24 protein-coding genes and 1 pseudogene are annotated in these 24616 nt (G+C 64.2%); 13 read left to right on the forward strand and 12 right to left on the reverse strand.

Going from position 1 to position 24616, the window contains the following annotated elements; translation table 11 throughout:
* Nucleotides 1-22: 22 nt before the first annotated feature.
* Entirely contained in the window at nt 23-946 is a 924-nt protein-coding gene (locus tag AC56QX_RS30725; RefSeq protein ID WP_497112311.1) for an aldose 1-epimerase, read from the reverse strand.
* A 61-nt stretch (nt 947-1007) separates the two neighbouring features.
* Here AC56QX_RS30725 and AC56QX_RS30730 point away from each other — a divergent pair, with 61 nt between their 5' ends.
* The 8 genes from AC56QX_RS30730 to AC56QX_RS30765 all read left to right on the forward strand — a co-directional run bounded on the left by AC56QX_RS30730 (nt 1008) and on the right by AC56QX_RS30765 (nt 9267).
* Nucleotides 1008-1799, forward strand: coding sequence for a FadR/GntR family transcriptional regulator (locus tag AC56QX_RS30730; protein WP_497112312.1), 792 nt, complete (start codon nt 1008-1010; stop codon nt 1797-1799).
* On the forward strand, nt 1796-3523 hold the full coding sequence (locus tag AC56QX_RS30735; protein ID WP_497112313.1) for an IlvD/Edd family dehydratase: 1728 nt from the start codon (nt 1796-1798) through the stop codon (nt 3521-3523). The genes AC56QX_RS30730 and AC56QX_RS30735 overlap by 4 nt, the downstream gene beginning before the upstream one ends.
* Nucleotides 3524-3534: 11 nt before the next feature.
* Nucleotides 3535-4314 (forward strand): SDR family NAD(P)-dependent oxidoreductase, encoded by a 780-nt coding sequence (locus tag AC56QX_RS30740; RefSeq protein ID WP_497112314.1) that lies wholly within the window; start codon nt 3535-3537, stop codon nt 4312-4314.
* 35 nt (nt 4315-4349) lie between these two features.
* Nucleotides 4350-5348, forward strand: coding sequence for an AraD1 family protein (gene araD1, locus AC56QX_RS30745; protein WP_497112315.1), 999 nt, complete (start codon nt 4350-4352; stop codon nt 5346-5348).
* 52 nt (nt 5349-5400) lie between these two features.
* A complete protein-coding gene (locus AC56QX_RS30750) occupies nt 5401-6426 on the forward strand; it encodes an ABC transporter substrate-binding protein (RefSeq protein ID WP_477220977.1) in 1026 nt (341 codons plus the stop codon).
* 77 nt (nt 6427-6503) lie between these two features.
* On the forward strand, nt 6504-7604 hold the full coding sequence (locus AC56QX_RS30755) for an ABC transporter ATP-binding protein (protein ID WP_497112316.1): 1101 nt from the start codon (nt 6504-6506) through the stop codon (nt 7602-7604).
* Nucleotides 7605-7636: 32 nt separating this feature from the next.
* On the forward strand, nt 7637-8470 hold the full coding sequence (locus AC56QX_RS30760) for an ABC transporter permease (protein WP_497112317.1): 834 nt from the start codon (nt 7637-7639) through the stop codon (nt 8468-8470).
* Nucleotides 8467-9267 carry an ABC transporter permease gene (locus AC56QX_RS30765; protein ID WP_497112318.1) on the forward strand — a complete coding sequence of 267 codons (801 nt, stop codon included), beginning with the start codon at nt 8467-8469 and terminating at the stop codon, nt 9265-9267. The genes AC56QX_RS30760 and AC56QX_RS30765 overlap by 4 nt, the downstream gene beginning before the upstream one ends.
* A gap of 1 nt (nt 9268) precedes the next feature.
* Here the strand turns inward: AC56QX_RS30765 and AC56QX_RS30770 are convergent, their stop codons facing one another.
* From AC56QX_RS30770 to AC56QX_RS30800, 7 genes are all read right to left on the reverse strand, one after another.
* Entirely contained in the window at nt 9269-10663 is a 1395-nt protein-coding gene (locus tag AC56QX_RS30770) for an FAD-binding oxidoreductase (RefSeq protein WP_497112319.1), read from the reverse strand.
* Nucleotides 10664-10877: 214 nt separating this feature from the next.
* Nucleotides 10878-12137 carry an ABC transporter substrate-binding protein gene (locus AC56QX_RS30775; RefSeq protein ID WP_497112320.1) on the reverse strand — a complete coding sequence of 420 codons (1260 nt, stop codon included), beginning with the start codon at nt 12135-12137 and terminating at the stop codon, nt 10878-10880.
* A gap of 49 nt (nt 12138-12186) precedes the next feature.
* A complete protein-coding gene (locus AC56QX_RS30780; RefSeq protein WP_497112322.1) occupies nt 12187-12618 on the reverse strand; it encodes a hypothetical protein in 432 nt (143 codons plus the stop codon).
* Nucleotides 12615-13670: an aldo/keto reductase gene (locus AC56QX_RS30785; protein ID WP_497112323.1), complete on the reverse strand. Its 1056-nt coding sequence runs from the start codon at nt 13668-13670 to the stop codon at nt 12615-12617. Before AC56QX_RS30785 ends, AC56QX_RS30780 begins: the two co-directional genes overlap by 4 nt.
* A complete protein-coding gene (locus AC56QX_RS30790; protein WP_475435440.1) occupies nt 13667-14020 on the reverse strand; it encodes a TIGR04076 family protein in 354 nt (117 codons plus the stop codon). Before AC56QX_RS30790 ends, AC56QX_RS30785 begins: the two co-directional genes overlap by 4 nt.
* A 1-nt stretch (nt 14021) precedes the next feature.
* A complete protein-coding gene (locus AC56QX_RS30795) occupies nt 14022-14510 on the reverse strand; it encodes a DUF3830 family protein (protein WP_497112324.1) in 489 nt (162 codons plus the stop codon).
* Nucleotides 14507-15238 carry a GntR family transcriptional regulator gene (locus AC56QX_RS30800; RefSeq protein WP_497112325.1) on the reverse strand — a complete coding sequence of 244 codons (732 nt, stop codon included), beginning with the start codon at nt 15236-15238 and terminating at the stop codon, nt 14507-14509. The genes AC56QX_RS30795 and AC56QX_RS30800 overlap by 4 nt, the downstream gene beginning before the upstream one ends.
* Nucleotides 15239-15363: 125 nt before the next feature.
* Here AC56QX_RS30800 and AC56QX_RS30805 point away from each other — a divergent pair, with 125 nt between their 5' ends.
* From AC56QX_RS30805 to AC56QX_RS30825, 5 genes and pseudogenes are all read left to right on the forward strand, one after another.
* Nucleotides 15364-16164 (forward strand): ABC transporter ATP-binding protein, encoded by an 801-nt coding sequence (locus tag AC56QX_RS30805; protein ID WP_497112326.1) that lies wholly within the window; start codon nt 15364-15366, stop codon nt 16162-16164.
* Entirely contained in the window at nt 16161-16910 is a 750-nt protein-coding gene (locus AC56QX_RS30810; RefSeq protein ID WP_497112327.1) for a branched-chain amino acid ABC transporter ATP-binding protein, read from the forward strand. The genes AC56QX_RS30805 and AC56QX_RS30810 overlap by 4 nt, the downstream gene beginning before the upstream one ends.
* A complete protein-coding gene (locus AC56QX_RS30815) occupies nt 16907-17815 on the forward strand; it encodes a branched-chain amino acid ABC transporter permease (protein WP_497112328.1) in 909 nt (302 codons plus the stop codon). Before AC56QX_RS30810 ends, AC56QX_RS30815 begins: the two co-directional genes overlap by 4 nt.
* A pseudogene (locus tag AC56QX_RS30820) lies at nt 17815-18794 on the forward strand (branched-chain amino acid ABC transporter permease). Before AC56QX_RS30815 ends, AC56QX_RS30820 begins: the two are co-directional and overlap by 1 nt.
* On the forward strand, nt 18791-20095 hold the full coding sequence (locus AC56QX_RS30825) for an NAD(P)/FAD-dependent oxidoreductase (protein ID WP_497112329.1): 1305 nt from the start codon (nt 18791-18793) through the stop codon (nt 20093-20095). The pseudogene AC56QX_RS30820 and the gene AC56QX_RS30825 overlap by 4 nt, the downstream one beginning before the upstream one ends.
* 22 nt (nt 20096-20117) lie before the next feature.
* Here AC56QX_RS30825 and AC56QX_RS30830 read toward each other — a convergent pair whose 3' ends face one another.
* From AC56QX_RS30830 to AC56QX_RS30845, 4 genes are read right to left on the reverse strand one after another with little or no spacing between them, the layout of a single operon-like run.
* Nucleotides 20118-20774 (reverse strand): GntR family transcriptional regulator, encoded by a 657-nt coding sequence (locus AC56QX_RS30830; protein WP_497112330.1) that lies wholly within the window; start codon nt 20772-20774, stop codon nt 20118-20120.
* A gap of 16 nt (nt 20775-20790) precedes the next feature.
* A complete protein-coding gene (locus tag AC56QX_RS30835) occupies nt 20791-22101 on the reverse strand; it encodes an aspartate aminotransferase family protein (protein ID WP_497112331.1) in 1311 nt (436 codons plus the stop codon).
* Nucleotides 22102-23157, reverse strand: a complete 1056-nt coding sequence (locus tag AC56QX_RS30840; RefSeq protein WP_497112332.1) for a phosphotransferase — start codon at nt 23155-23157, stop codon at nt 22102-22104.
* Nucleotides 23154-24455 (reverse strand): ArgE/DapE family deacylase, encoded by a 1302-nt coding sequence (locus AC56QX_RS30845; protein ID WP_497112333.1) that lies wholly within the window; start codon nt 24453-24455, stop codon nt 23154-23156. Before AC56QX_RS30845 ends, AC56QX_RS30840 begins: the two co-directional genes overlap by 4 nt.
* Nucleotides 24456-24616 lie beyond the last annotated feature (161 nt).

Below are 24616 nucleotides of genomic sequence, written 5' to 3' on the forward strand. Positions count from 1 at the left end.
CTTCGGTACCCGATAACGAAGGTCAAACAGCCATTGACGGCGTGAAGCGGACACTGGCGGATCGCATCTGCCCGGGCGCCAGCACGATGCAGCCGGTCTCCTCACCGTCCACCCGGTTGAAGGCATCGGTGATGTTGCTGACCGGCTCGGCGCAAAAGAAAGGCTGACCCGGCGGCGTGTAGAGGACGAGGAAATCGAGCGGCGCCTCGGCCTCGATGTCCAGCTGCCGCCCCTGCTCCGGCCAGGAGATCCGGGCGCGGCGCGCCCATCCGGTGAAAACCGTGTCGAAATCCACCTCCGATACGTCAAAGCCGATGGATGGATCGGCTCCTACCGGCGGCAGGACATGCTGGATGGGCAGAACCTCCGTATCCGTCTCCCACATGCCGGACACCGGCGCCTGGACATGCGTCCACGGCGTAGACGGAAAATAGGGATGGAGGCCGAAGCCAACTGGCATCGGAGCGCCCGACAGGTTGCGAACTGTAATGGTCATGCAAAGCCTGCCATTGGCCAGCGATATCTCTTGCTCGGCTTCATAGCTCCATGGCCAGGAATCGGCGGCGTGGCGATGGCGCAGGACGATCGTGCTGGCTTCATGCCTGACGACCGTCCAAGGCCGACGCCAGCCGTGACCATGCTCATGATGGGGATCAGCGGCAGTCGTCGGTAACTGGATGGTGTGACCGGCGAATTCGAAGCAGCCGCCCTTTATGCGATTGGAATAGGGAACAAGTGGGACGCAGGCCATGGCGCTGGCATCGCGACGGCCGATCGCCGCCGGATCGGCCGGCCGTAGCCAATCCGCCGCCGAGCCATTGTGCCACCAGCGATACGACGCGACAGCGCCACCGGCGGCCGGAGCAAGCTCGACCGTCGCGATGCCGTCGCTGATCGAAATCAGCTGCGTGTGCTGCGCGGCAACGGCAGCGGAATTCTTTGTCATCGACACTCCCCCGTCCCTTGACTCCAATCGCCACGGCTATAAGACATATCATATGAATAGTATGAAGAATAAGAAATCTTTCAGCACGGCGCGCACGTCACGGGTTGCCGTGGCGGTTTCCAGCGGCTCTACCGCGCTGCACGCGACCGTCGTCGAGCAGATCGGTTTGCGCATCGTGCAAGGCGATTTCCTGCCCGGAGAAGCCCTGCCCAACGCCGACGATTCCAGCGAGATGCTGGGGGTCAGCCGCACGGTGCTGCGCGAGGCGATCAAGGTGCTGGCGGGCAAGGGGCTGGTCGAATCGCGGCCGAAGACCGGCACACGGGTGCGCCCACGCGCCGACTGGAACTTCCTCGATCCAGACGTGCTGTCCTGGCGCTACGCCGGCGGTGTCAGCGCCGACGATGTCCGCGCACTGTTCGAATTGCGGCGCGCCATCGAGCCGATGTCGGCAGCACTTGCCGCCCAGCGCGCCACCCCGGCGCAGATCGCCGAGATCCACGCCGCACTCGCCGAAATGGAAGCGCTGAGCGATGACGGCGACCGCTTCGCCAAGCCCGATTTGGTGTTCCACCAGACCATCCTGCGCATGACCGGCAACGAGCTGATCGGTTCTCTGGCCGCGCTGGTCGAAACCGCGCTGGTGATGAGTTTTCGCCTCTCCAACGACAATCCGGAAGGGCAGCGCCACTCCTTGCCGCTGCATCGCGAGGTGGCCGAGAAGATCGCCGCCGGCGACGCCGCCGGTGCGCAAGGGGCGTTGCTGGTGCTCATCGACAACGCCGAGGACGACGTGCGCCGCAGCGTCGAGAACCGCAACAAGCGCCGCCAAGATCGGGAACAGACATCGTGACCGAGACCAGACGCAAACTGCGCTCCGAGGCCTGGTTCGGCGGTGAGGGCAAGAACGCCTTCATGCACCGCAGTTGGATGAAGAACCAGGGCATCCCTGCCGATGCTTTCGACGGCCGTCCGGTGATCGGCATCTGCAACACCTGGTCGGAACTGACGCCGTGCAATGCGCATCTGCGGGCGCTGGCCGACCACGTCAAGCGCGGCGTCTACGAGGCCGGCGGCCTGCCGCTGGAGTTCCCGGTGATGTCGCTGGGCGAAAGCAACATGCGCCCGACGGCCATGCTGTTTCGCAATTTGGTCAGCATGGATGTCGAGGAATCGATCCGCGGCAATCCGATCGACGGCGTCATCCTGCTGGTCGGCTGCGACAAGACCACACCGGCGCTGCTGATGGGGGCTGCCTCGTGCAATCTGCCGACCATCACCGTCTCCGGCGGACCGATGCTCAACGGCAAGTTCCGCGGGCAGGATATCGGCTCGGGCACCCATGTCTGGAAATTCGCCGAAGAGGTGAAGGCCGGCCGTATGCCGGTCGCCGACTTCCTCGCCGCAGAGCAAGGCCAGAGCCGGTCGGCGGGCAGCTGCATGACGATGGGGACGGCTTCGACCATGGCCAGCATGGTGGAAGCGCTCGGCATCGGCATGCCCGACAATGCCGCGATCCCGGCGGTGGATTCGCGCCGTGGCGTGCTCGCCCAGATGGCCGGGCGCCAGATCGTCGAGCTCGTCCGCCGCGACGTGACGATCGCGCAGATCCTGACCAGGCAAGCGTTCGAGAACGCCATTCGCGTCAATGGCGCGATCGGCGGCTCGACCAACGCGGTGCTGCATCTGATCGCCATCGCCAACCGGGTCGGCGTCGATCTCAGCCTCGAGGACTGGGACCGGCTTGGCCGCGACGTGCCGACCATTGTCGACCTGATGCCGTCGGGCCGGTTCCTGATGGAAGATTTCTACTATGCCGGGGGGCTAGCTGCGGTCATGGCGTCGCTTGATGAAGTGGGGCTTCTTCATCGCGACGTCATGACCGTCAGCGACAAGACCATCGGGGAACTGATCGACGGGGCACCCAACTACAACAGCGAGGTCATCCGGCCGCTGAGCGCGCCGCTGACCGAGCAAGGCGGCATCTCGATCCTGCGCGGCAATCTGGCGCCCAACGGGGCGGTTATCAAGCCGTCGGCGGCAACGCCCGAATTGATGCAGCATCGCGGCAAGGCTATCGTGTTCGAAAACATCGAGCACTACTACGCCCGCATCGACGATCCGGAGCTCGATATCGACGCCGCCTCGGTGATGGTGCTGAAGAATTGCGGACCGCGCGGCTATCCAGGGATGGCCGAGGTCGGCAACATGCCGCTGCCGGCCAAGCTGCTCAAACAGGGCGTGTCCGATATGGTGCGCATTTCGGACGCGCGCATGAGCGGCACCGCCTACGGCACCGTCGTGCTGCATGTGGCGCCTGAGGCCGCGGCAGGTGGCGCACTGGCGCTGGTGCGCGACGGCGATCTCATCGAGCTCGATGTCGCCGGCCGCCGGCTCGAGTTGCTGGTGTCAGACGAGGAACTGGCGATCCGCCGCCGCGACTGGAAGCCGCCGGCGCCACCCGAGGGCGGCTACCAGAGCCTCTATGTCGAGCGCGTGCTGCAAGCCGACAAGGGCTGCGATTTCGACTTTCTCGTCGGCCGGCGCGATGCCGGCATCCCCCGGCACTCCCACTAGAGAGGCGCGCGATGACGGATCAGATCGGCAGCTACGCGACCTACCCGAGCCTCAAGGGCCGCAGTGTGTTCATCACCGGCGGCGGCAGCGGCATCGGCGAAAGCCTGGTGCGACATTTCTGCGCGCAAGGCAGCCGCGTCGCCTTCGTCGATCTGACTGAGGAACCTTCAAAGCGCCTGGTCGATGCGATCACGGCCGAAGGACATTCCGCGCCGCTGTTCATTCCCTGCGACCTGCGCGATGTCGAGGCGCTGCAGGCAGCAACTGCCCAGGCCATGCTGCACAACGGGCCGATCCAGGTTCTGTGCAACAATGCCGGCAATGACGACCGTCATCAGACCAAGGACGTGACGGTCGCCTACTGGGACGACCGCATGGCGGTCAATCTGCGCCACCAGTTCTTTGCCGCCCAGGCGGTGCGCCCGCAGATGAGCGCGCAGGGCGGCGGCTCGATCATCAATTTCGGCTCCATCACCTGGATGGTCGGCGATCCCGATTGCCCGGCCTATGTCACCGCGAAAGCCGCGGTCTACGGCATGACGCGGGCACTGGCCCGCGAACTCGGCCCCGAGCGCATCCGCGTCAACTGCATGGTGCCTGGCTGGGTGATGACCGAGCGCCAGATGCGCCTGTGGCTGAACCCGGCCGGCGAGCGCCAGATCGCGGAAAGGCAGTGCCTACCCGACCGGCTGCAGCCCTCCGATATCGCGCGCATGGCGCTGTTCCTCGCCGCCGACGACAGCCTGATGTGCACAAGCCAGCAGTTCATCGTCGATGCGGGCTGGGTGTGACCCGCACCGTGCCACAAGGGAAGAAGGTTAGTTTCATGCGTCTTGTTCAGTACACGATGGTCGATGGCAGCAGGCGGGTTGGCCGTGTCTCCGATGACGGCAATCATCTGCATCCGCTCGACAAGACCGGCAGCGTGCTGGAGCTTGCCGAAGCGGCAATCGCCGAGGGTGCATCCATCGCCTCGCTGGTCGAGAAGCGGACGGGCACGGCAGCGGTCGATTATGACGAGCTGTTGCGCGATGGCCGCGTGCTGGCTCCTGTCGATCACCCCGAGCCGGCGCGTTTCCTGGTTACCGGCACCGGCCTCACGCACACCGGAAGTGCCTCTGCGCGCAACCAGATGCACTTGCTGACACATGGCGAGGACGCCGAAGAATCGGATTCGCTGAAGATCTTCAAGATGGGCCTGGAAGGCGGCAAGCCCGGCGTCGGCAAGATCGGAATCCAGCCGGAATGGTTCTTCAAGGGCGTCGGCACCTGCGTCGTGCCGCCTGGTGCCGATCTGCCCATGCCGGCCTTCGCACGTGCCGGCGCCGAGGAAGCCGAGATCGTCGGGCTTTACCTCAATGGGCCGGATGGCCGCCCTTACCGCATCGGATACGCGCTCGGCAACGAATATTCCGACCATGTGACGGAAGGCGAAAACTATCTCTATCTCGCCCATTCCAAGCTTCGCTCCTGCTCGATCGGGCCGGAGCTTTTGGTCGGCGACCTGCCCGAGGAAGTGCGCGGCCATTCCCGCATCCTGCGCGACGGTACTGTTATCTGGGAGCAGGAGTTCCTGTCGGGCGAGACGCACATGTCGCACTCGATCGCCAATCTCGAACATTTTCATTTCCGCTACCCGATGCACCGCAGGGCGGGCGATTTGCATGCCTATTTCTTCGGCGCGGCGGTGATGAGCTACGCCTCCGGCGTCAAGACGGCTTCCGGCGACGAATATGAAATCCAGGCACAGACATTCGGCAAGCCATTGCGCAACCGGATGGTCTCGGTGCCGGACGAGGGACTGGTCACCGTCACCCCGCTGTGACGGCGCAGGCCCGAAAATTACGGTCCACCAGAACGACAATGGGAGATTGAAAATGGGACTGAAGAAAGCGTTTCTAAGACTGGCGACCATCGGACTCGGCATCGGCCTGATGACATCGGCGGCGCTGGCCGCGAACCTTCGCGTGCTGGCCTGGGACGGCTATGCCGACCCGGACTGGGTGAAGGATTTCACCGCCGCCACCGGCATCGGCGTCGATGTCGTCTTCATCGGCAGCGATGATGAGATCTGGGCCAAGATCAAGGGCAGCGAAGGGCAGGACTTCGACGTCTTCGCCGTCAACACCGCCCAGCTGCAGCGCTACATCAAGGCCGATCTGGTGTCGCCGATCGACATCACCAAGCTGCCCAACCAGAAAGAGGTGCTGCCGCGCTTCCGCGATCTGTCACAGGTCAGCGGCGACACCAAGGACGGCAAGGTCTACGGCATTCCATTCTGCTTCGACTCCATCGGCCTGATCTACGACACCGACAAGGTCAAGCCGGCGCCGACATCGATGTCGGTGCTTTGGGATCCGGCCTACAAGGGTAAGATCCTGGCCTACGACAATGGCGAGCACAATTTCTCGTTCACCGCACTGACGCTCGGCTACAAGGATCCGTTCAACCTCGACGCGGAGCAGATGGCGGCGGTGAAGGCCAAGCTGGTCGAGCTCAAGCGCAACGTGCTGAGCTTCTACACCACCGCCGACGAGGCGCAGCAGATCTACCAGAACAATGACGTCGCCCTGATCTGGGCCAATTATGGCCAGCAGCAGGTCAAGGCGCTGCAGAAGATCGGTGCCCATGTCGCCTACGTCAATCCAAGCGAAGGTGCGCTGGCCTGGCTCGACAATTGGGTCATCTCCAAGGGCGTCCGCGACAACGCGGCGGCCGAGAAATGGATCGACTTCATGCTGACGAAGAAGGTCAGCGGCGAGCTTTCCGAGCGTACCGGCTTCGGCAACACCGTGGTCGAGTCGAGCAGCGCCGGCGGCAATGACAAGCTGGTCTGGCTCAACAATGTCGAGGATCCGCTCAAGCGTTCGGATCTGTGGAATGAGATCAAGGCGACGCCCTGATCTTTTCCGCACCCTGACTTCGAAGGACCCGGCGGTCCGGACGTTCCGGACCGCCGCAGCGTATGCGAGAATAGCTTATGAACCAGAACGCCGACCTGCTGACGCTGCGGTCCGTCTCGAAATCCTACGGCACGGTTCCCGTGCTGCACGACATCGACCTGTCGATCAAGGACGGTGAGTTCCTGACCGTGCTTGGACCGTCGGGCTCGGGCAAGACCACGGTGCTGCGGCTGATCGGCGGGCTGGAACCGCTGACCGCGGGCGAGATCCGCCTCGACGGCCAGGACATCAGCCGCATGCCGATCAACAAGCGGCCGTTCAACACCGTGTTCCAGGACTATGCGCTGTTCCCGCATATGACCGTTTCCGGCAATGTCGGCTATGGGCTTTCGGTGCGCCATATCCAGCGCAAGGAGATCGCACGCCGTGTCGCGGAGGCGCTGGAGCTGGTACAGCTCGGGCGCTTCGCCGATCGTTTTCCGGCGCAGCTTTCCGGCGGCCAACGCCAACGCGTCGCGCTCGCCCGGGCGCTGATCTGCCAGCCGCGCCTGATCCTGCTCGACGAGCCGCTCGCGGCACTCGATCTGGAGCTGCGCCGACAGATGCAGGAGTTCCTGAAATCCATCCAGCGCGAGATCAAGACCACCTTCCTGTTCGTCACCCACGACCAGGAAGAAGCGATCGGCATGGCCGACCGGATCTGTGTCATGCAGGCCGGCCATATCCGCCAGCTCGGCACGCCCCACGACCTCTACTACAAGCCGAATTGCGAGTTCGTGGCGCGCTTCTTCGGCGAGAACAATCTGGTGGCCGGAAAGCTCGGCCCCGTCCAGGGCGAGCAGCGATCGATCGAGACCGCACTTGGGCGCCTGGTCTGTTCGATCAGCGGCCAGCCGCATCTGAAGGCTGCGGTCGATGGCGCCAGCGCCTTCGCGGCGTTCCGTCCCGAGGCCTTGCGTCTTTCGGATGCAGCCGACAGCGGCAACCGCTTTTCCGGCACCATCGCCGATCTGGGCTTTGCCGGTTCGTCCACCGTCGCCACAATCACGGCTGGCGGCAATGCCGCGCAACGGCTGCGGCTGCGCATGCCGAGCCGGATCGACGGCAGCGCGCTCAAATCAGGCGAGACGGTCTCGCTTTCGTTTGCGCCGCATGAAGGCCATCTGGTGCTGGCATGAGCGCCGGCTCGACACATCCCGCGGAAAGGCGATTGTCGCTGCTGGTGACGGTGCTGGCTTTCGCCTTGCCGGTGGTCTTTGTCCTGGTGCCGCTGGCGATCTTCCTCGGCTACAGCTTCTTCAGCGTCGACCAGGGCACGATCGTCTACGGACTGTCGCTGGGCAACTATATCAGGTTCTTCACCGATCCGATCTTCCTCCCGGTGTTCTGGAACACCATCGTTCTGTGCGTGTCGGTGGCCGTCATCTGCATCCTGCTCGCCTATCCCGCCGCCTATTTCCTGACGACGCTCAAGGGGCGCTGGCGCTATGCCTTGCTGATGCTGCTTCTGGTGCCGCTGCTGATGAGCTACGTCATCAAGATCTATGCGATCCGCAGCATCCTCGGCCTCAACGGCTTCCTCAACAAGGCGCTGGTGGCGGTCGGCATCCTGGATCAGCCGTCGACGCTTTTCGTGTTCAACATGAACGCCATCCTGTTGACGCTGAGCCTGCTTTTGATCCCCTTCGCCATCTTGCCGATCTTCCTGTCGCTGGAGCGCATCCCACAGACCTTGCTGCGCGCTTCAGATGACCTCGGCGCCAGCGGCTGGCAGACATTCCTGCGCATCACCTTGCCGCTCAGCCTGCCCGGCGTCGCCTCGGCGGCAAGCTTCGTCTTCGTCCTGGCGATCGGCGATTTCCTGACGCCGCAGATGGTCGGCGGGATCAGCGGCTTCACCTTCGGCCGCATCCTCTACAGCCAGTTCGGCACGGCCTATAACTGGCCGTTCGGCGCCGCACTCTCGGTGGCGCTGGCGATCGTGGTGATCTGCGCCATACTCGTCGGCGAACGGTTCGGACGTAATCGGGGGACGTCGGTATGAACGCCCTCCCCCGGCCCTCCACCGTCTTCCTGGCCGCGATCACGACACTGGTTGCGGTGCTGCTCTACAGCCCGCTGTTCGTGCCGATCGTGTCGTCGTTCTTCACCATTTCGCATGGCAATGTCGACTGGTCGTCACCGACGCTTTCGACCTATGTCGCGCTGGCCGAAAACCACGACATCCTGGCTGCCTTGCGCACGACGCTGATCGTAGGCGTCTGCACCGTGGTGCTCTCGGTGGTCAGCGGAACGCTGCTGGCGCTCTACTATCACAGCCGCCGTTCCGGACGTTCTTTCCTGCAGTTCATCATCTTCCTGCCGTTCCTGATGCCGCCGATCATCAGCGGCCTGGCGCTGCTGATCTTCTTCCGCGAGATCCACCTCGAACGCTCGCTCCTGACGGTCGTCATCGGCCACACCGTTTTCGTGCTGGCGATCGTCTACCGCACCGTGCTGATGCGGCTGCAGTCGATGAGCCGTACGCTGGTCGAAGCCTCCTACGATCTCGGCGCCACCGGCTGGCAGACCTTCTGGCGCATCATCCTGCCGAACCTGTCGAGTGCCATGGTGGGCGGCGCCATCCTGGCCTTCGCGTTGTCGTTCGACGAGACGATGATCACCATCCTGGTCACCGGCACGCAAAGCACGCTGCCGGTCAGGCTATGGGCGATGATGCGGCTTGGCTTCTCACCCGACATCAACGCACTGGTGGCGCTGATCCTGATGTTCACCGTACTGCTTTGCGTGCTCGCCGCCCGTTTCCTGATCCCCAGGCAGATGGCGATGGAACGGAGCTGAGTTACCGAACAGGATCAAGGTCGAAGACGCGCCCCGGATTGAGGATGTTCTTCGGGTCGAGCGCCGTCTTCAGCCGCCGCATCGCGGCGATTTCGGCGTCGCTGCGCACGAGATGCAGCCACTGCTTCTTGTCGAGGCCGATGCCATGTTCGGCCGAAACGCCGCCTCCCGCCGCGGCCACGCCGCGATAGACGATGCCGTAGGCCGCCGCCGGATCCGCCGTCAGCACCTGATAATGCAGATTGCCGTCGCCGAGATGGCCGAAGACGTAGATGTCGGCGGCGGGATCGACGGCACGGATGGCGGCGTCCGCTTCCTGCAGGAATGTCCCCATGCGCGCCAAGGGAATGCTGATGTCGACGCCGATCAGGCCCTTTATCGAAAACAGGATGCGGTTGGCGTCCTCCCGCACGTCCCACAGCGCCCGGAATTCGCGCGGCGACTGCGAGACGACGACATCGTCGACCAGGCCGTCCTCGACCGCTTGCATCAGGACTTCGGCGAAGCGCTCGCCGTCACGTTCGGGCTCGCTGCCCTGGATCTCGGCCAGCACATAGACGGGTGAGCCCGCAGGCAACGGCGCCGGCATGGCCATGCTGGCAACCATGACGTCATAGAGCGGTGCGAAATTCACCTCATAGGCAGACAGCAACGGGCCAAGCTTTTGCCGCAGCAGCCCGAGCAAGGCGATGGCCGCATCGAGCGAAGCAAGCGCACAGAAGGCATTCACCTCGGAGGCCGGCTTCGGATGCAGCCGGAGCGCGGCGCGGGTGACGACGCCGAGCGTCCCTTCCGCGCCGATGAAGAGTTGGCTGAGGTCGTAGCCGGAATTGTCCTTGGGCAGGCCTTTCAGCGACGACAGCACGCTGCCATCGGCCAGCACGGCCTCCAGCCCCAGCACCTGCGCGCGGTACATGCCGTAGCGCAGCACGCGGATGCCGCCGGCATTGGTGGCGATGTTGCCGCCGACCGTGGCCGAACCGCGCGCGCCGATATCGACACCGAACATCAGCCCGGCGCCATCGGCTGCCTCCTGCACCGCCTGCAGCGTCGCACCGGCTTCGGCGACGATATTGGCGGCTTGGCTGTCCGGTGCGGCCAGGCCGGTCATGCGCTCCAGCGACAGCACGATTTCGCCCGGCTGCACGCGTGTGCCGCCCGCCAGCCCGGTGCGTCCACCCTGGACCACAACCGGCTGGCCGAGAGCGTTGCACCCTGCAAGTGCCGCCGCGACACCAACGGTATCGCGCGGACGCAGCACCACTTCGGGCAGCACGCCAAGCTTGCCGTCGGGATCGTCGCGATAGCGCTGGTCGACATCAGAGCCGGCAAGCACGCCGCCGGCGCCCAGCCTATCGCCAAGAGCGGACAGAAGCCGTTGCGTTTCAGGCGACATCGGGCTCAGGCGCCTGTGTGGCGAAGCGCATCGTCGGCATCCGCCGACCGGATGGCCCGATGAGTATTTCCGTCCGACACGCTCGCCATCCCTCAATTGCAGCCGGCCGATCCTATTCGGGATCGCCTGCCGTGCAAGCGATATCGGCCTGCCCTAAGCGATGCCGGCATCAATCGCGATGTGACGCGATTGATGCCGGAAGAATTGCGCGGCCTTACTGAAGCTTGGCCTGCAGCGCGTTGACGTCGTCGGTGGTCATTTCACCATCCGTCGTCACCTTGCCGTCGACAATCTTCCACAGCCGGAACGGGCCGGTGATGTCGCCATATTTGTCAAAGGCGACCGGGCCGATGACGCCTTCGTAGCGGATCGGCTTGCCGTCCTTGATCAGGCCGAGCGCCTTGGCGAACTCGTCCTTGCCGGCAAAGATCGGCGTGCCGGTGGGATCGACCGCCTTGTACATGGCATCCTTGATCTTGGCCGGATCCTCGGAGCCGGCGATGGCGATGGCAAGCCCGACGATGGCGCCGGCATCATAGGAACGGTCGGCCGCAGGATTGGACGGTTCGATGCCGGAGAATTCCTTGTAGTTCTTCATGAAATAGTCGGTGGAGGCTGTCGGGCTGGTGCCCGACGAGGTGCCATAGGCTTCCTTGAGATAATCGGCACCGACGGATTCGATGAAATCAGGGCTGTTCATGCCGTCATTGAGCAGGAACTTCTGCACGCCGCCTTGCGAAATCCAGGTGCGGGCAACGGTCGCGCCATCGACCGGCGTGCTGACCAGATAGAGCCCGTCCGGTTCGCCGGCCATCGCCGCCGTGACTTCCGAGGCATAGCTCGACTGCTTCTCGTTGTAGGGGGTGTCGGAGACGATGGTGCCGCCGAGCGCTTTGTAGGCGCGCGAGAATTCGGCCACCATGTTGACGCCGAAATCGTTGTTGACGTGGATGATCGACAATTTCTTGAAGCCCTTGTCGATGGCGTATTTGGCGGCGGCGACGCCCTGCAGCGCATCGGAGGTGATGGTGCGGAAGAAGATGCCGTTGGTCTTGCCGTCGCGGCCGAGCGCCGTCAGCGTCGGCGACGAAGAAGCCGGCGAGACCTGGACGATCTTGGCCGGGGCGGTGACCGAGGTCAGGATCGGGATCGACACCGAGGAGATGATGCCGCCGATGATGACCGGCACTTTCTTGACTTGAACCAGCTGGGTCGCGGCGTCGACCGCGATGTTGCCCTGGCTCTGGCTGTCGCGCGTGTCGGTGGCGAGATCACAGCCGCGCACGCCACCGGCTGCGTTGATATCGCGAAAAGCCATTTCGACCGACTTGGCGCCGGCCTGACCGTATTCACCGGCCGGGCCGGTCAGTTCCATGACGAGGCCGACGGTGATCTTGCAATCGGCGGCCTGCGCCGCTCCGGCCATCGTCACGAGGGCAAGTGCCGTGGTGAGTTGGAGTATCGTCTTTGTCATTGTTGTTCCCCTTTCGTTACTCGACTCTAATTTGATCTCTGGAGCCTGTTCAGCGTTCCGGCACCTGCAGCCAGGTTTCATGCAGATGTCGCCATTCGACGCCGTTGGGCGCCGATGAACTGGTGGTGAAGACGGCGCTCGACTGGCGGCGGCTGCGCTTGCCGCCGCGCAACTGCGCCTCGACGTAGAAGACAACGATCGTATCGGCGCTTTGCCAGCCCGGCCGGATGTCTTCGATCGAGATGGCAAAGCCGTCGTCACACGTGGCGCGGCTTGTCCGGACATGGTCGACGACCGCAGCGCGATCGAGCACCTTGCCGTCCGGCGCGACCATGCTGAGGCCATCACCCATGGCGCGTTCGAAGCGGCTGAAATCCACCGTGTCGGCGCGCGCGGCGACGAACCAGTCGACGAAGAAGCGGTGCAGGTCGATGACCTCGGCGCTGGCCTTGGAAAACAGGGTATCGTTGACGGCGCTCATGTGCGGCCTGCGTTCAGATTGTAATGCATGATCGAGCCGTGGCGGCCATGGCGGTCGCGCTCCAGCGTGTAGACGTCGCCCAATGGACCCTGGCTTTGCGAAATCACGGCCGCGATCTTCGCGCGGTCGTCGGCGTCGAGCGCGACGTCCATGATTTTCGCATTGGCCAGCGCGTGCGCCTGGTTGCGGGCACCGACGATGACGGCCGCCACTTGGCGCTGTTCCAGCACCCAGGCACTGGCGATGGTGGCGATGTCGACACCATGGCGGTCGCCGACCGCCTTCAATGCCCCGAGCAGTTGCTGGAACAGGTCCCAGCCGCCAAAATCGTCGATGATCAGCTTGTATTTGACCAGCGAGCGGTTTTCGAGCGGCGTGGCGGGCTCGGTGACCCCAAGCCATTTGTCGCTGAGGAAGCCGCCGGCGACGGAACCATAGCAGAGGAAGCTGACGCCGTTTTTCTCAGCAAGTGCGGCGAGGCTGTTGCCCGGCCGCTGGTCGAGCACGGAGTATTGCAGTTGCTGGCTGACCAGCGGGATGCCGGCGGCGAGGATTTCGGCGAGCCGCGGCGTGTCGAAATTGGTGGTACCGAGATTGCGCACCTTGCCTTCCAACCGAAGTTCGTTGAGCCAACCCATCGCCTCGACATAGCGAGGCTGATCATAGTCCCACCAATGGAACTGCACGAGATCGAGGCGCTCTGTCTTCAGCCTGCGCAGCGACTGGTCGACGATGCCTCTGATATAATCGCGGCTGATGCCGGCGAGCCGTTCGAGGTCGGGCACCAGCTTGGTGTGCACCTTCATTTTTGCAGCGACATCGAGGCCGCGTTCGCTGGCCAGCCTGAGGCGCGCGGCACCGATCAGCTCCTCGACGCCGGTATAGATATCGGCGCAATCATAGGTCCAGATGCCGGCATCGAAGGTGGCGATCAGGTCGGTCACCGCTTGGTTGCGATCAATGGCGCCATGCCCGCCGGCGAGCTGCCAGCCGCCGCGGATGACGCGCGAGATGGTGTAGCCTGGCCCGAGTTCGAAGGTCTTGGCGGTCATGTCTGGTCGTTCTCCTTCGGCAGCGGCACGGCCGTGGTTTCGGCGTGGCTGAACCGTCGCTTGGCCAGCCTGACGATCCGCAGCCGGCTTGCGCAATTGGGATCGGGACAGGCGATCTCGGCGTCCGAGGTCATCCAGTCATTCCGGTCGGTCGGGCGCTGCTTTGCCGCGAGAAACGGCAATACGGAGGCAAGCGAATAGATCGAAAAACTCTGCCCTGCCGGCATCGACAGCATCTCGCCCTTGAGTTCGAAATAGTCGCCTGATTTGGCGCCGCAATAGATCGGCTTGCCCTCGGGGATGACCGCCTCGACGCGAAGATCGAAGAGCTCGAAACTGTCGTCCGCCATGTCAGGCCTCCACCAGGCTGAAGGTTATGTCGCAGGCGCCGTTGCGGCGGATGACGCCGCAGGCAGCGGCGAACTGATCGCGCTGGTCGGCGCGCACCTGCGCCACAACACTGCCGGCGAGCCAGCCGATCGGGAACAAAAGCCGCGCCCCTTGCCCGTAGTAGAGGCCGATATCGAAGATCGCATTGGGATTGCCGCCCCACATGCGCGGCGGCACGTAAGACAGCACGATGTCTCCCGGCTGCGGCGTCAGCGTTGCGTTCTCCGGCGGCAATGGTCTGGCATAGGCCTGACCCTCGAGATCGGCTGACGGAACCGGGCAGGAAATCTCGGGTCCCGTCCACATCGCATGGATGCCGGGAACGACACGTGGCGTTGCGAGATACGCCTGGAGAAAGGCAGCGTTTTCCGGCGCCTTTTCGGGCAGCAACAGCGCCGTCACGGAAAGCTTCGAGCGCGACTCGGTGATGCTTATGGCTGGCTTCGTCATGTCTGGTCTTTCCCTGCGGATTGAAGCTTGTCGCGCAGGAAGGCAAAAGGCCGGCTGATATCGGCCACCAGTGCTTCGCGCGCCGCTTGCGCATCCTGTTTGGCGAGAGCCGCGACGATGCCGCGGTGATAGTGCGCGGTGTCGACCTCGCCGGCTTCGGAAAAGGCGTAGATGGCGACGCGTATGCAAGGGCCCGATTGCAGCCACAGGCTTTCGATCATCGGGATCAGCACGGCCGAGCCGCAGCAGCGGTAGATCTCGAAATGGAAGCTCTGGTTGAGCGTTGCTTCGCGGTCGATATCCTTCTTGTGCTTCAGTGCCCGCATCTCGTCCCACTCGCCGAGCATGGCTTCGATGGAAGCGATCTGGCGCGGGCTCATGCGCGTGGCGGCAAGCGCTATCGCTTCGCCTTCGATGAGTGAGCGGGCACGCAGGAGGTCGTCGATACGCTCCAGCGTGATCGGCGGTACGCGCACCGAGCGGTTGGGCAGCGCTTCCAGCGCTTTTTCCGTAATCAGCCGGCCGAGTGCTTCGCGCACCGGCATGGTCGACGTAACCAGCGCATCGGCCAGGCCACGGATGGTCAGAACCTGGTTCGGCTCGAACAGGCCGCCGATCAAGGCCCGGCGCAGCTCGGAATAGACGCGATCCTGCACGGTCTCACGGCCGACCGGCGTAAGCTGGGCCGCGATCGTTTCGTTGTTCTTTTCGACGGCAGCCTTCTGCATTACCCGGCTTTTGCCCCGTTTTCGGCTTGCGGATGAAATTAAAGCCGAATAGCGTGATCAAAGCAAGTGTGATCACAAATCAAAAATCAGGAGGCGACAACGATCGTCTTCGGCCAGAGGGTTTGATGAGCGAGGCAGCGGAGCGCCAAGGGCAGGAGACCCGGGCACCGGTTCTGACGGCAAGAAATGTCGTCAGGCGGTTCGGCGGCCTTGTCGCCGTCAACGATGTCTCGTTTGATGTCAGGGCCGGAGAGATCCTCGGCCTGATCGGACCGAACGGCGCCGGCAAAACGACGATGTTCGACCTGCTTGCCGGCAGCATCCTGCCAACCAGCGGCGATATCCTGCTCAACGGCACGCGCGTTTCGGGCGAAGCCGCGCATCTGCGCATCGGCCGTGGCCTTGGCCGCACCTTTCAGATCCCGCGCCCGCTGCCCAATCTGACGCTGATCGAAAACATCATGCTGGCGGCACAGGGCCAGGCCGGCGAGAAATTGCTCGCCAATTTCGTCACGCCGTGGCGAGTGGCGGCGCAGGAAAAAGCGGCCAGGGCGAAGGCCCTCGACCTGTTGGAACTCGTCACCCTCACCCATCTCGCGCATGAGCCGGCGCGCGTGCTGTCCGGCGGCCAGCGAAAACTGCTCGAACTTGCCCGCGTGATGATGGCCGACCCGGCGATCATCCTGCTCGACGAACCGGCGGCTGGCGTCAACGCAACGCTGCTCGAAGTCATCATCGACCGCATCCGCGACATCAACGCGCGCGGCATCACCTTCCTTTTGATCGAGCACAATATCGACATGGTGACACGGCTCTGCCACCGCGTTCTGGTCATGGCGAGTGGCCAGTTGCTCAGCGAAGGCACGGCGGAAGAGGTCGCCCGCGACCCGCGTGTCATCGAGGCCTATCTCGGGGGCACGGCATGAGCGAGATCGTCCTCGACGTGCGCGACCTCCAGGCCGGCTACGAGCCCGGCGTGCCGATCGTGCGCGGCGCCTCGATCACCGTCAGCAAGGGCGAGATCGTCGTCGTGCTCGGACCCAACGGCGCCGGCAAGTCGAGCTTCATCAAGGCGATCGCCGGTCTCGTCCCGATCACCGGCGGCACGGTGTTTCTGGATGGTAAGGACATCACGGCCGCGCCCGCCCACACCATGGTGCGGCTTGGTCTGGCCTTCGTGCCGCAGACGGAAAACATCTTTCCGCTGATGTCGGTCGAGGACAATCTCAGAGTTGCCTGTGGCATTCTCGAACGGCGCGACATCCCTGCCCGCATCGAGGAAATGTATGCGGCCTTCCCCGACCTCGTCCGCCAGCGCCGCACCGCCGCCGGCAATCTGTCGGGCGGACAGCGGCAGATGCTCGCCGTCGCCCGCGCCCTGATCGTCCACCCCAAGGTGCTGGTGCTCGACGAACCGTCGGCCGGCCTGTCGCCGAAATTCGTCTCGATGGTGTTCGAGATGCTAGCCGGCATCCGCAAATCCGGCGTAACCATCCTGCTGGTCGAGCAGAATGCCAAGGCGGCCCTTGCCATCGGCGACCGCGCCTATGTGCTGGTCGAGGGCAAGGACCGGCACGAGGGCATTGCCTCGGAGCTGTGGAACGATCCGGTTGTCGCCGAACTCTATCTCGGCCAACGCCCTTCTCACGCCGGCAAGGGAGGCGCGGCATGAGCCTGCAATTTGTCGTCGATGGACTGCTGACCGGCTCGATGATCGGCCTTGGCGCCATCGGCGTGACGCTGACCTATTCGATCCTGCGATTCTCGAATTTTGCCCATGGCGACTTCATGGCCTGGGGCACCTATGCGACGCTGGCCGTGGTCAGCGCCATTGGTGCGACTTTCGGCAAGGTGGCACCGATCGCGCCGCTGTCCTTCGGCTGGCCGCTGCTTGTCGCGCTGCTCGTCGGCATGGCCTTCACCGCTTTGCTGGCGCTGCTGCTCGACAGAGTGCTGTTTTCGCGGCTGCGCTCGCAGGGGCAAGCCATCATCGTCGTGATGGCGAGTTTTGGTGCCTCGATGGCGCTGCGCAGCCTGCTCGAATTCACCTTCAGCTCGCGGCCGACCTATTTCAGCCGGGCGATCCAGATCGCCATGCCGGTCGGCTTCGGCATCCGCATCACGCCGGACCAGATTGCGCTTCTGCTGCTGACCGCCGTGCTGGTGCTCGGCGTGCATCTTTTGATGACTCGCACGCAGACCGGGCGCTCGATGCAAGCGCTGAGCCAGAACGCAGCACTTGCCCGCATCGTCGGCATCGACGTCGCCTCCGTGGTGCGCGTCACCTGGATCATCGGCGGGGCGCTCGCCTGCGTCGCCGGCGTGATGATCGGCATTCTGGTGCAGATCCGTCCGTTCATGGGCTTCGACATGCTGCTGCCGATGTTTGCCGCAGCCATCCTGGGTGGCATTGGCAGCATTCCAGGCGCGGTGCTCGGCGGCCTGATCATCGGGCTCGCCGAAGCCGGCGCGGTGCAGCTGATCGGCGCCGAATGGCGCGCCGCCGTCTCCTTCATCATCCTGATGGCGGTGCTGTTCGTGCGGCCGGTCGGCCTGTTTGGAGTGAGGGAACGCTGATGGACCTGCTCGGCTACGGCGCCTTTTTCCTGACCACCGCGCTGATCTTTTCCTTGGTCACGCTGGGGCTCAATCTGCAGTGGGGCCTGACCGGCCTATTCAATGTCGGCCTCGCCGGCTTCGTCGCCATCGGCGCCTATACGTCGGCGCTGCTGACGACACCGGACGATGCCGCACGGCTGGGCGGCTTCGGCCTGCCGATCCTGGTCGGCTGGCTCGGCGCCATGATCGTCGGCGGCATCGCCGCAGCGCTGACCGGCATGGCGACGCTGCGGCTGAGGTCCGACTATCTGGCGATCACCACCTTCGGTGTCGCCGTCGTCGTGCAACTCGTCGCGCTCAACGCGCAGAAGCTGACCGGCGGCCCGTTCGGCATCGGCTTCATCCCGCGCCCGTTCGGCAGCCTTGCCGAGACGCCGCTGCTGTTCAACCTGTCGAACCTTGCCGTGGTCGCGGCGGTGACGCTGATTGCCTATCTCGCTTTGGAACATCTGTCCCGCAGCCCGTGGGGACGCGTGCTGAAGGCGTTGCGCGAGGATGAGCGGGCAGCCATCTCGCTCGGCAAGAGTGCCCGCTTCTACCGCGTCCAGGCCTTTGCCGTCGGCGGCGCCATCATGGCGCTGGCCGGCGCGTTGCAGGCGCATTTCACCGGCTTCATCGCGCCCGACAATTATCTGCCGATCCTGACCTTCCAGGTCTGGGTGATGCTGATCGTCGGCGGCTCGGCAGCAATCTCGGCGCCGTCATCGGCAGCATTCTGGTCTGGGGGATATGGGCCGGGTCAGGCACGCTGACCAGCGTGCTTTTTGCACCCGAACAACAGGCACGCGCGGCCTCGCTGCAGATCGTCGCCATCGGCGTCATGCTCTGCGTCATTCTGCTGATCCGGCCGAACGGATTGTTCGGCGACAGGCTGCGGCGGCCACGTCTGGGCAAGCGGGCGAAGGTGACCACAGCCAAGAGCAGCTCCGGCTCATGACCGCTGCGATCCGGCAGGAAGCGCATGGCGCTTCACTCTGGCACGCCGTCAGCCGCAACCGCCGCGACCGGCCTGCGCTGGACGACGAGATCAATGTCGACCTTGCCATTGTCGGCGGCGGCTTTGCCGGCCTGTCGACCGCGCTGCACGCCGCCGGGAAAGGGCTGTCCGTCGTCGTTCTCGAAGCGGAAATCATCGCCTGGGGCGCGACCGGCAGGAATGCCGGCTTCGTCGTGCCCAACTTTGCCAAGATGGACCCGGACAACATCCTTGCGCATCTCGGCCCCGAGCGCGGCGAGAGGCTGATCGACTTTGCCGCCGGCAGCGCCGAGCTGGTCTTCGGCCTTATCAAACAGCACAGCATCGACTGCGACGCCGTGCAGAACGGATGGATCCAGCCGGCGCATTCGCCCGCTGCCTTCGAGAAGGTCAAATCGCGAGCCGGGCAATGGGCGCGGCGCGGCCGGTCGGCTGTCACGCTGGATCGGCAAGACGTCGAAGCGCTGACGGGCGTTCGCGGCTATGCCGGCGGCTGGATGGATCGTTCGGGCGGCGTGCTCAATCCGGTCGCCTACGCGAACGGACTGGCCGATGCGGCGGAGAGGGCCGGCGCGAAGATATTCGAGCGTACGCCGGTCACTTCGGTCGATCGCATGACCGATGGCTGGACGCTGAAAACACCATCGGGCTCGGTGCGTGCCGGCAAGGTGCTGATCGCCACCAACGCCTATGGCGCGTCGCTCAATCCGCTGCTGCAGCGAACCTATATTCCGCTCAAGGTTTTTCAGATCGCGACCGAGCCGCTGCCGCGCGAAGTGCGCACACGGCTGCTTCCCGGCGGGCAAGGCGCCGGTGACACCAGGCGCAATCTCTTCACCTTCCGCTTCGATCCCGACAACCGGCTGATCAGCGGCGGCATGCATATTCTGAGTGCCGGCGCCGACACACGCGTGCCGCACACAATCTGGCGGCGGCTTGCTCGGCATCTCGATTTGCCTGACCTGCCGCCGCTTGCCTATGGCTGGTCGGGAATGGCTGCGGTCGAACCGGATTTCCTGCCGCACCTCCTGGACCTCGGACCGGGACTCATCGCTGGCCGCGCCTGCAACGGGCGCGGCATCGCCATGACGACGGCGATGGGCAAGGTGCTGGCCGACTGGGCCGCCGGAACCGAGGCGCGTGACTTGCCGCTGCCCTTTGCGCTGCCGGCACCGATCCCCTTCCATGCCCTGTTGCGGCACGCGCCCAACATGCTGCTCGGCTGGAGCATGTTGCGCGACCGGCTGGACGAGGCGAGATAGGCCGACCCGGCCTGCTGTCCGATCAGGCCGTCATGCGAAGATTTTCGGAGAGAACCGCGGCTGCCACGGCGATGTCCTGTTCGAGGGAGACCCGGACGGCGGGACCATTGCGCTGCTCCAATGCGGCAACAATCCTGCGATGCGCGTCGTTCGACTGTGGAATGTAGCGATCGGCCTGCATCAGCAGCTTGAGATAGGGGCCAACGCGGCCCCAGAGGTCGCGGATCATGTTCAACAGGATCGGCGCGCCGGCATGCTGGTAGATGGCGAAATGAAAGGCCTCGTTCAGTGAGAGATAGGCCTTGGCATCGCCGGCCTCGATGGCGCGCTGCATGCCGGCCAGTGTGGCCTGTATGTCGACCAGTCCGCTTTCGCTCATCCGCGACGCCGCCATCTCACCCGCCAGCCCTTCGACGGCGATGCGGATATGGGTCAGTTCCTCGAAGGCAGGGGCCGACAGCAGCGGCACAATGATCGAGCGGTTGTTCTGCATTTCGAGCAGCCGCTCGGCGACCAGCCTTTGCAGCGCCTCGCGGATCGGCGTGGTCGAGATGCCGAAGGTCTCGGCGAGCTTGCGGATGACCAGCGTCTGGCCCGGGCTGAAGCCGCCTGAAATCAATTCCTGCTTGAGCGCGCCATAGGCGCGATCGTTGAGGGTTTGATGTTCGAGCTTCAGCATGCGCGATCAGACCCGATCACCAGTTCGACAGAGCGCGATCGAGCGTCTCGGCCAGTTGCTCGGCATTGTCCCTGGCGAAGGGCAGCGGCGGCCTGATCTTCAGCACATTGCCGCGCGGACCGCAGGACGAGATCAGCACGCCGTCTTCGCGCATGGCTTCGACGACCGCCGATGTCTTGGTAGCGGCCAAGGCTTCGTCGCCATCCGCCGTCAATTCGACGCCGAAATAGAGGCCGTTGTGCCTGACATCGGCAACCTTGCCATGCCGGCTCTGCAGCGCGCGTAGCAGGTCAGCCGTATAGGCGCCGACATTGCGGGCGTTCTCAATCAGCCCCTCGCCTTCAATCACCTCGAGCACCGCGATGCCGACGGCGGCCGCGACCGGATTGCCGCCGAAGGTGTTGAAGTAGCCGGTGTTAGAACCGAAGGAGGCAACGAGCTGCGGCCGAACGATCACGGCTGCCATCGGGTGGCCATCGCCTATCGGCTTGCCCATCGTGATGATATCCGGCTCGATGCCATAATTGGCAAAACCCCACATGCCCTGACCCAGGCGGCCGAAGCCGGACTGGACCTCGTCGGCAATGACGATGCCGCCGGCCTTCCTGACGTGATCGGCCGCCTCGCGCATGACCGCCGCGTCGGGGAAGAAAATGCCGTCGCTGGAAAAGGCCGAGTCGAGCAGCAGCGCCGCCGGGCGGATGTTTTGCGCACGCATATCGTCGAGGGCGGCGACGACATTCCTGGCAAAAACATGCGCGGCGCGGCCATGGTCGCGGAATGTGTCCGGCGCTGCCACGGTCCGGTGGTGTGCGGGCACGCCCTTTGCCCCGACCGCCGCCGGTGACAGCTGAGCGGTGGCGATCGTGGCGCCGTGATAGGCGAAGTCGGTGATGATCACCCCGGTGCCACCGCTGGCATTCTGGGCGATGCGGATGGCGAGGTCGTTGGCCTCACTGCCGGTGCAGGTGAACATGGCGTGGCCGAGATGGGTCGGAACGGTGCCGAGCAGTTTTTCCGCGTAGTCGAGGATGATCTCGCTCAAGTAGCGCGTGTGCGTGTTGAGCGTCGCGGCCTGCCCCGACAATGCCTCGACGACACGCGGATGGCAGTGCCCGACCGAGGCGACATTGTTGTAGGCGTCGAGGAATTTGCGGCCCTGCGCGTCGTAGAGCCACACACCGCTGCCACGCACCAGATGGATCGGGTTGCGGTAGAAGGCGCGGTAGGTCGGCCCGAGCAGTCTGGCGCGGCGCTCAAGCAGGGCTTGCTCGGATGCCGTCGAGGCGGCATTTGCAGGATATGGCGAGGACTGGGACACGAGCATCTACTCCGGATTGGAATGGTCGAGGAAATAGCGACGGGCCTCATCTGACGAGAGCCCCTCCAGTCGTTCGAGCGAGGCCCAGACCTCGGTGATGAGGCGCAGCACATAGTCGCGCTTGGCCGGGAACCGTTCCGCCTGCCAGCTGGCGATGTTGGCGATGAGCGCAAGGCGGGCGCGGATCAGATCGAAAAGGATGCCAATCTCTTCGGCCTCCAACGGCTGTACCGATTGATAGCCGGCGACGAAGCGTGCGGCCGATGCCAGCGGATGACCTTGCGCCGGCCAGCGGTAGACGGCGCCGATGGCGATGTCGCAGATCAGCGGCGAATGGATCATGTCGCCGAAATCGAGAATGCCGGTCACGACCTCCGGCCGCGATGCGTCCATCACCACATTGTAGGAATTCATGTCGTTGTGGACGATCTGGGCACGCAGGGTCGGGATGACCGGCGCCGCTTGCTCCTCAAAGGCGTCCATGACACGTTCGACCATGGCCCGGTGGCCGCCATCGGCGATATGCGCCAGCATCGGCCGTGTCTTGGCGACCTTGCGGATATCCCAGAGCAGGTCGCTGCCGGCGGCCGGATGGAAGAAGCCGCGCAAAGCCCGGCCAAGCCGGGCGAGGAAGATGCCGAGATTGCGATCCTGTGCGGCTGACGTTGGCGAGCGCGACAGCAACTGGCCGGGCAGATAGGTGACTAACCGGATGATGCGCGGCGCCGATCCACTGAGGCTGACCGTGAACTGTGCATCGCCTTCAAGGCTTTTGCGCACCGAGGGGACCGGCAAGGTCGGATCGACCGCAAGGATATGGTCGAGCGCCTTGTTCTGGAAATCGGTGAAGCCGGCCTCTTCCGCCGGGTGGGAGACCTTGAGGACGAACTCGCCCTCGCCGTCGGTCTGGATGTGGAAATTGTGGTCGCGTTCGCCCGGCAGCGGACGCGCTGTGCCGGTCAACCCGTAATACTGGCGCAATATGGCAAGCGCGTCGGCTGTCGACACATCCGATGCGTCCTCTGCGAGCGTTTCGCCGAAAGCATCGGGAACGGCGTTCATGGCCTAGCCTCGGGATCGATGGGTTCGAGACCGCACCAGTCAGCGATGAACAGCGCGATGGTCTGGGTGACCTTGCGCACGGAATCCAGATCGACGGCCTCGTCATAGCCATGCGGCATACGGCAGATCGGGCCGTAGACGATCGCCGGCGTATCGGCATAGAGGCCAAAGAAGCGCGCATCCGTGGTCGCCGAGGTGACGTGTTCCGTCAGCGGCTCGCCCCACACGGCGGTATGGCTGCGCCGCAGCACGGCTTCCATCTCGTCGGCACCTTCCAGGACATAGCCCTCGGCCATGAAGCCGTTATAGGTCATCGTTGGCGGACGATTGGCCAGGAACGGATCGGCACGGGCCGCATCGGCGATGCACGCTTCGAGTTCGGCTCTCGCATCCTCGAGCTTCTGGCCGGGATAGGTCGCGACACGCATCTCGAAAACACAGCGCGCCGGAACGCTCGATGTCCATTCGCCGCCTTCGATCTTGCCGAGGTTGAAGCGGATCGGATGCGGGTGATTGCAAAAATGCTTGTCGTCGACCTTGCGTGCATTCCAGACGATTTCGAGCTGCTTCAGCGCCTGGATGATGAGAAAGGCCTTTTCGATGGCATTGGCGCCGGCCGAGAAAGCGCCGGAGGCATGCTGCGGATCGCCATCGACCTCGACCCTGAACCAGATCGGTCCAACCTGCGCCCGCATCAGCCTCGGCTCAAGTGGCTCGGGAATGAAGGCTGCATCGGCGCGGTAGCCGCGCTGCAGGCAAGCGAGCGCGCCATTGCCGGTGCATTCCTCCTCGACCACCGACTGCAGGTAAACATTCGCGGCCGGCTGATAGCCGAGGCTGCGCAAGGCGGCCAGCGCGTGGAGACAGGCCGACAGGCCGGCCTTCATGTCGCCGGCGCCGCGGCCATGCATCCAGCCATCCTCGATCGCCGGATCGTAGGGATCGCGGACCCAGCGGTCGAGTGGTCCCGTCGGCACCACGTCGATATGGCCGTTGAGGATCAGCGATCGGCCAGTGGCGTTTCGCGGCGTGTGGGTGGCAACAACGTTGAAGGCGTCATCATAGGAAACCGCAACCGGTGAAAAACCCGGCAGGTCGCGGATCGCGTCGACATCGACACGCCACATGTCGACCGCGTAGCCATCGGCCTGATAGGCAGCCGCCATGAAGGATTGCGCGGCATGCTCCTCGCCGCGTTGGGAAGGAAAGCGCACGAGGTCCGCCAGGAATGCGACTTGCCGCGCGAAGCCGTCATCGACCGCGCGCAAAATGGCTTCGTCGGCAATTCGCTGAGGCATGATATTCCGCTTTCCCGTGAATGGTGTATCATATCTCATATGCCATTCTGGGGAAAGCCAAAGGGACAGGTCGGGCCAAAACGATGGCCCAACCCGGGAACCTCTTGGCAGGCGGGCGCAGAGTTGGCATCAGCTTAACGCATGCCAGCGAAATTGCGTGG

The sequence above is a fragment of the Mesorhizobium sp. RCAM 06353 genome, from assembly GCF_059683585.1.

Excerpts from the sequence above, each read along its gene's own strand:
- araD1 (WP_497112315.1), top strand. The coding sequence starts at position 4,350 with ATGCGTCTTGTTCAGTACACGATGGTCGATGGCAGCAGGCGGGTTGGC.
- AC56QX_RS30835 (WP_497112331.1), bottom strand. The coding sequence starts at position 22,101 with ATGCTCGTGTCCCAGTCCTCGCCATATCCTGCAAATGCCGCCTCGACG.
- AC56QX_RS30785 (WP_497112323.1), bottom strand. The coding sequence starts at position 13,670 with ATGACCGCCAAGACCTTCGAACTCGGGCCAGGCTACACCATCTCGCGC.
- AC56QX_RS30740 (WP_497112314.1), top strand. The coding sequence starts at position 3,535 with ATGACGGATCAGATCGGCAGCTACGCGACCTACCCGAGCCTCAAGGGC.
- AC56QX_RS30775 (WP_497112320.1), bottom strand. The coding sequence starts at position 12,137 with ATGACAAAGACGATACTCCAACTCACCACGGCACTTGCCCTCGTGACG.
- AC56QX_RS30750 (WP_477220977.1), top strand. The coding sequence starts at position 5,401 with ATGGGACTGAAGAAAGCGTTTCTAAGACTGGCGACCATCGGACTCGGC.
- AC56QX_RS30770 (WP_497112319.1), bottom strand. The coding sequence starts at position 10,663 with ATGTCGCCTGAAACGCAACGGCTTCTGTCCGCTCTTGGCGATAGGCTG.
- AC56QX_RS30830 (WP_497112330.1), bottom strand. The coding sequence starts at position 20,774 with ATGCTGAAGCTCGAACATCAAACCCTCAACGATCGCGCCTATGGCGCG.
- AC56QX_RS30805 (WP_497112326.1), top strand. The coding sequence starts at position 15,364 with ATGAGCGAGGCAGCGGAGCGCCAAGGGCAGGAGACCCGGGCACCGGTT.
- AC56QX_RS30800 (WP_497112325.1), bottom strand. The coding sequence starts at position 15,238 with ATGCAGAAGGCTGCCGTCGAAAAGAACAACGAAACGATCGCGGCCCAG.
- AC56QX_RS30795 (WP_497112324.1), bottom strand. The coding sequence starts at position 14,510 with ATGACGAAGCCAGCCATAAGCATCACCGAGTCGCGCTCGAAGCTTTCC.
- AC56QX_RS30810 (WP_497112327.1), top strand. The coding sequence starts at position 16,161 with ATGAGCGAGATCGTCCTCGACGTGCGCGACCTCCAGGCCGGCTACGAG.
- AC56QX_RS30790 (WP_475435440.1), bottom strand. The coding sequence starts at position 14,020 with ATGGCGGACGACAGTTTCGAGCTCTTCGATCTTCGCGTCGAGGCGGTC.
- AC56QX_RS30815 (WP_497112328.1), top strand. The coding sequence starts at position 16,907 with ATGAGCCTGCAATTTGTCGTCGATGGACTGCTGACCGGCTCGATGATC.
- AC56QX_RS30840 (WP_497112332.1), bottom strand. The coding sequence starts at position 23,157 with ATGAACGCCGTTCCCGATGCTTTCGGCGAAACGCTCGCAGAGGACGCA.
- AC56QX_RS30725 (WP_497112311.1), bottom strand. The coding sequence starts at position 946 with ATGACAAAGAATTCCGCTGCCGTTGCCGCGCAGCACACGCAGCTGATT.
- AC56QX_RS30825 (WP_497112329.1), top strand. The coding sequence starts at position 18,791 with ATGACCGCTGCGATCCGGCAGGAAGCGCATGGCGCTTCACTCTGGCAC.
- AC56QX_RS30765 (WP_497112318.1), top strand. The coding sequence starts at position 8,467 with ATGAACGCCCTCCCCCGGCCCTCCACCGTCTTCCTGGCCGCGATCACG.
- AC56QX_RS30780 (WP_497112322.1), bottom strand. The coding sequence starts at position 12,618 with ATGAGCGCCGTCAACGATACCCTGTTTTCCAAGGCCAGCGCCGAGGTC.
- AC56QX_RS30845 (WP_497112333.1), bottom strand. The coding sequence starts at position 24,455 with ATGCCTCAGCGAATTGCCGACGAAGCCATTTTGCGCGCGGTCGATGAC.
- AC56QX_RS30755 (WP_497112316.1), top strand. The coding sequence starts at position 6,504 with ATGAACCAGAACGCCGACCTGCTGACGCTGCGGTCCGTCTCGAAATCC.
- AC56QX_RS30730 (WP_497112312.1), top strand. The coding sequence starts at position 1,008 with ATGAAGAATAAGAAATCTTTCAGCACGGCGCGCACGTCACGGGTTGCC.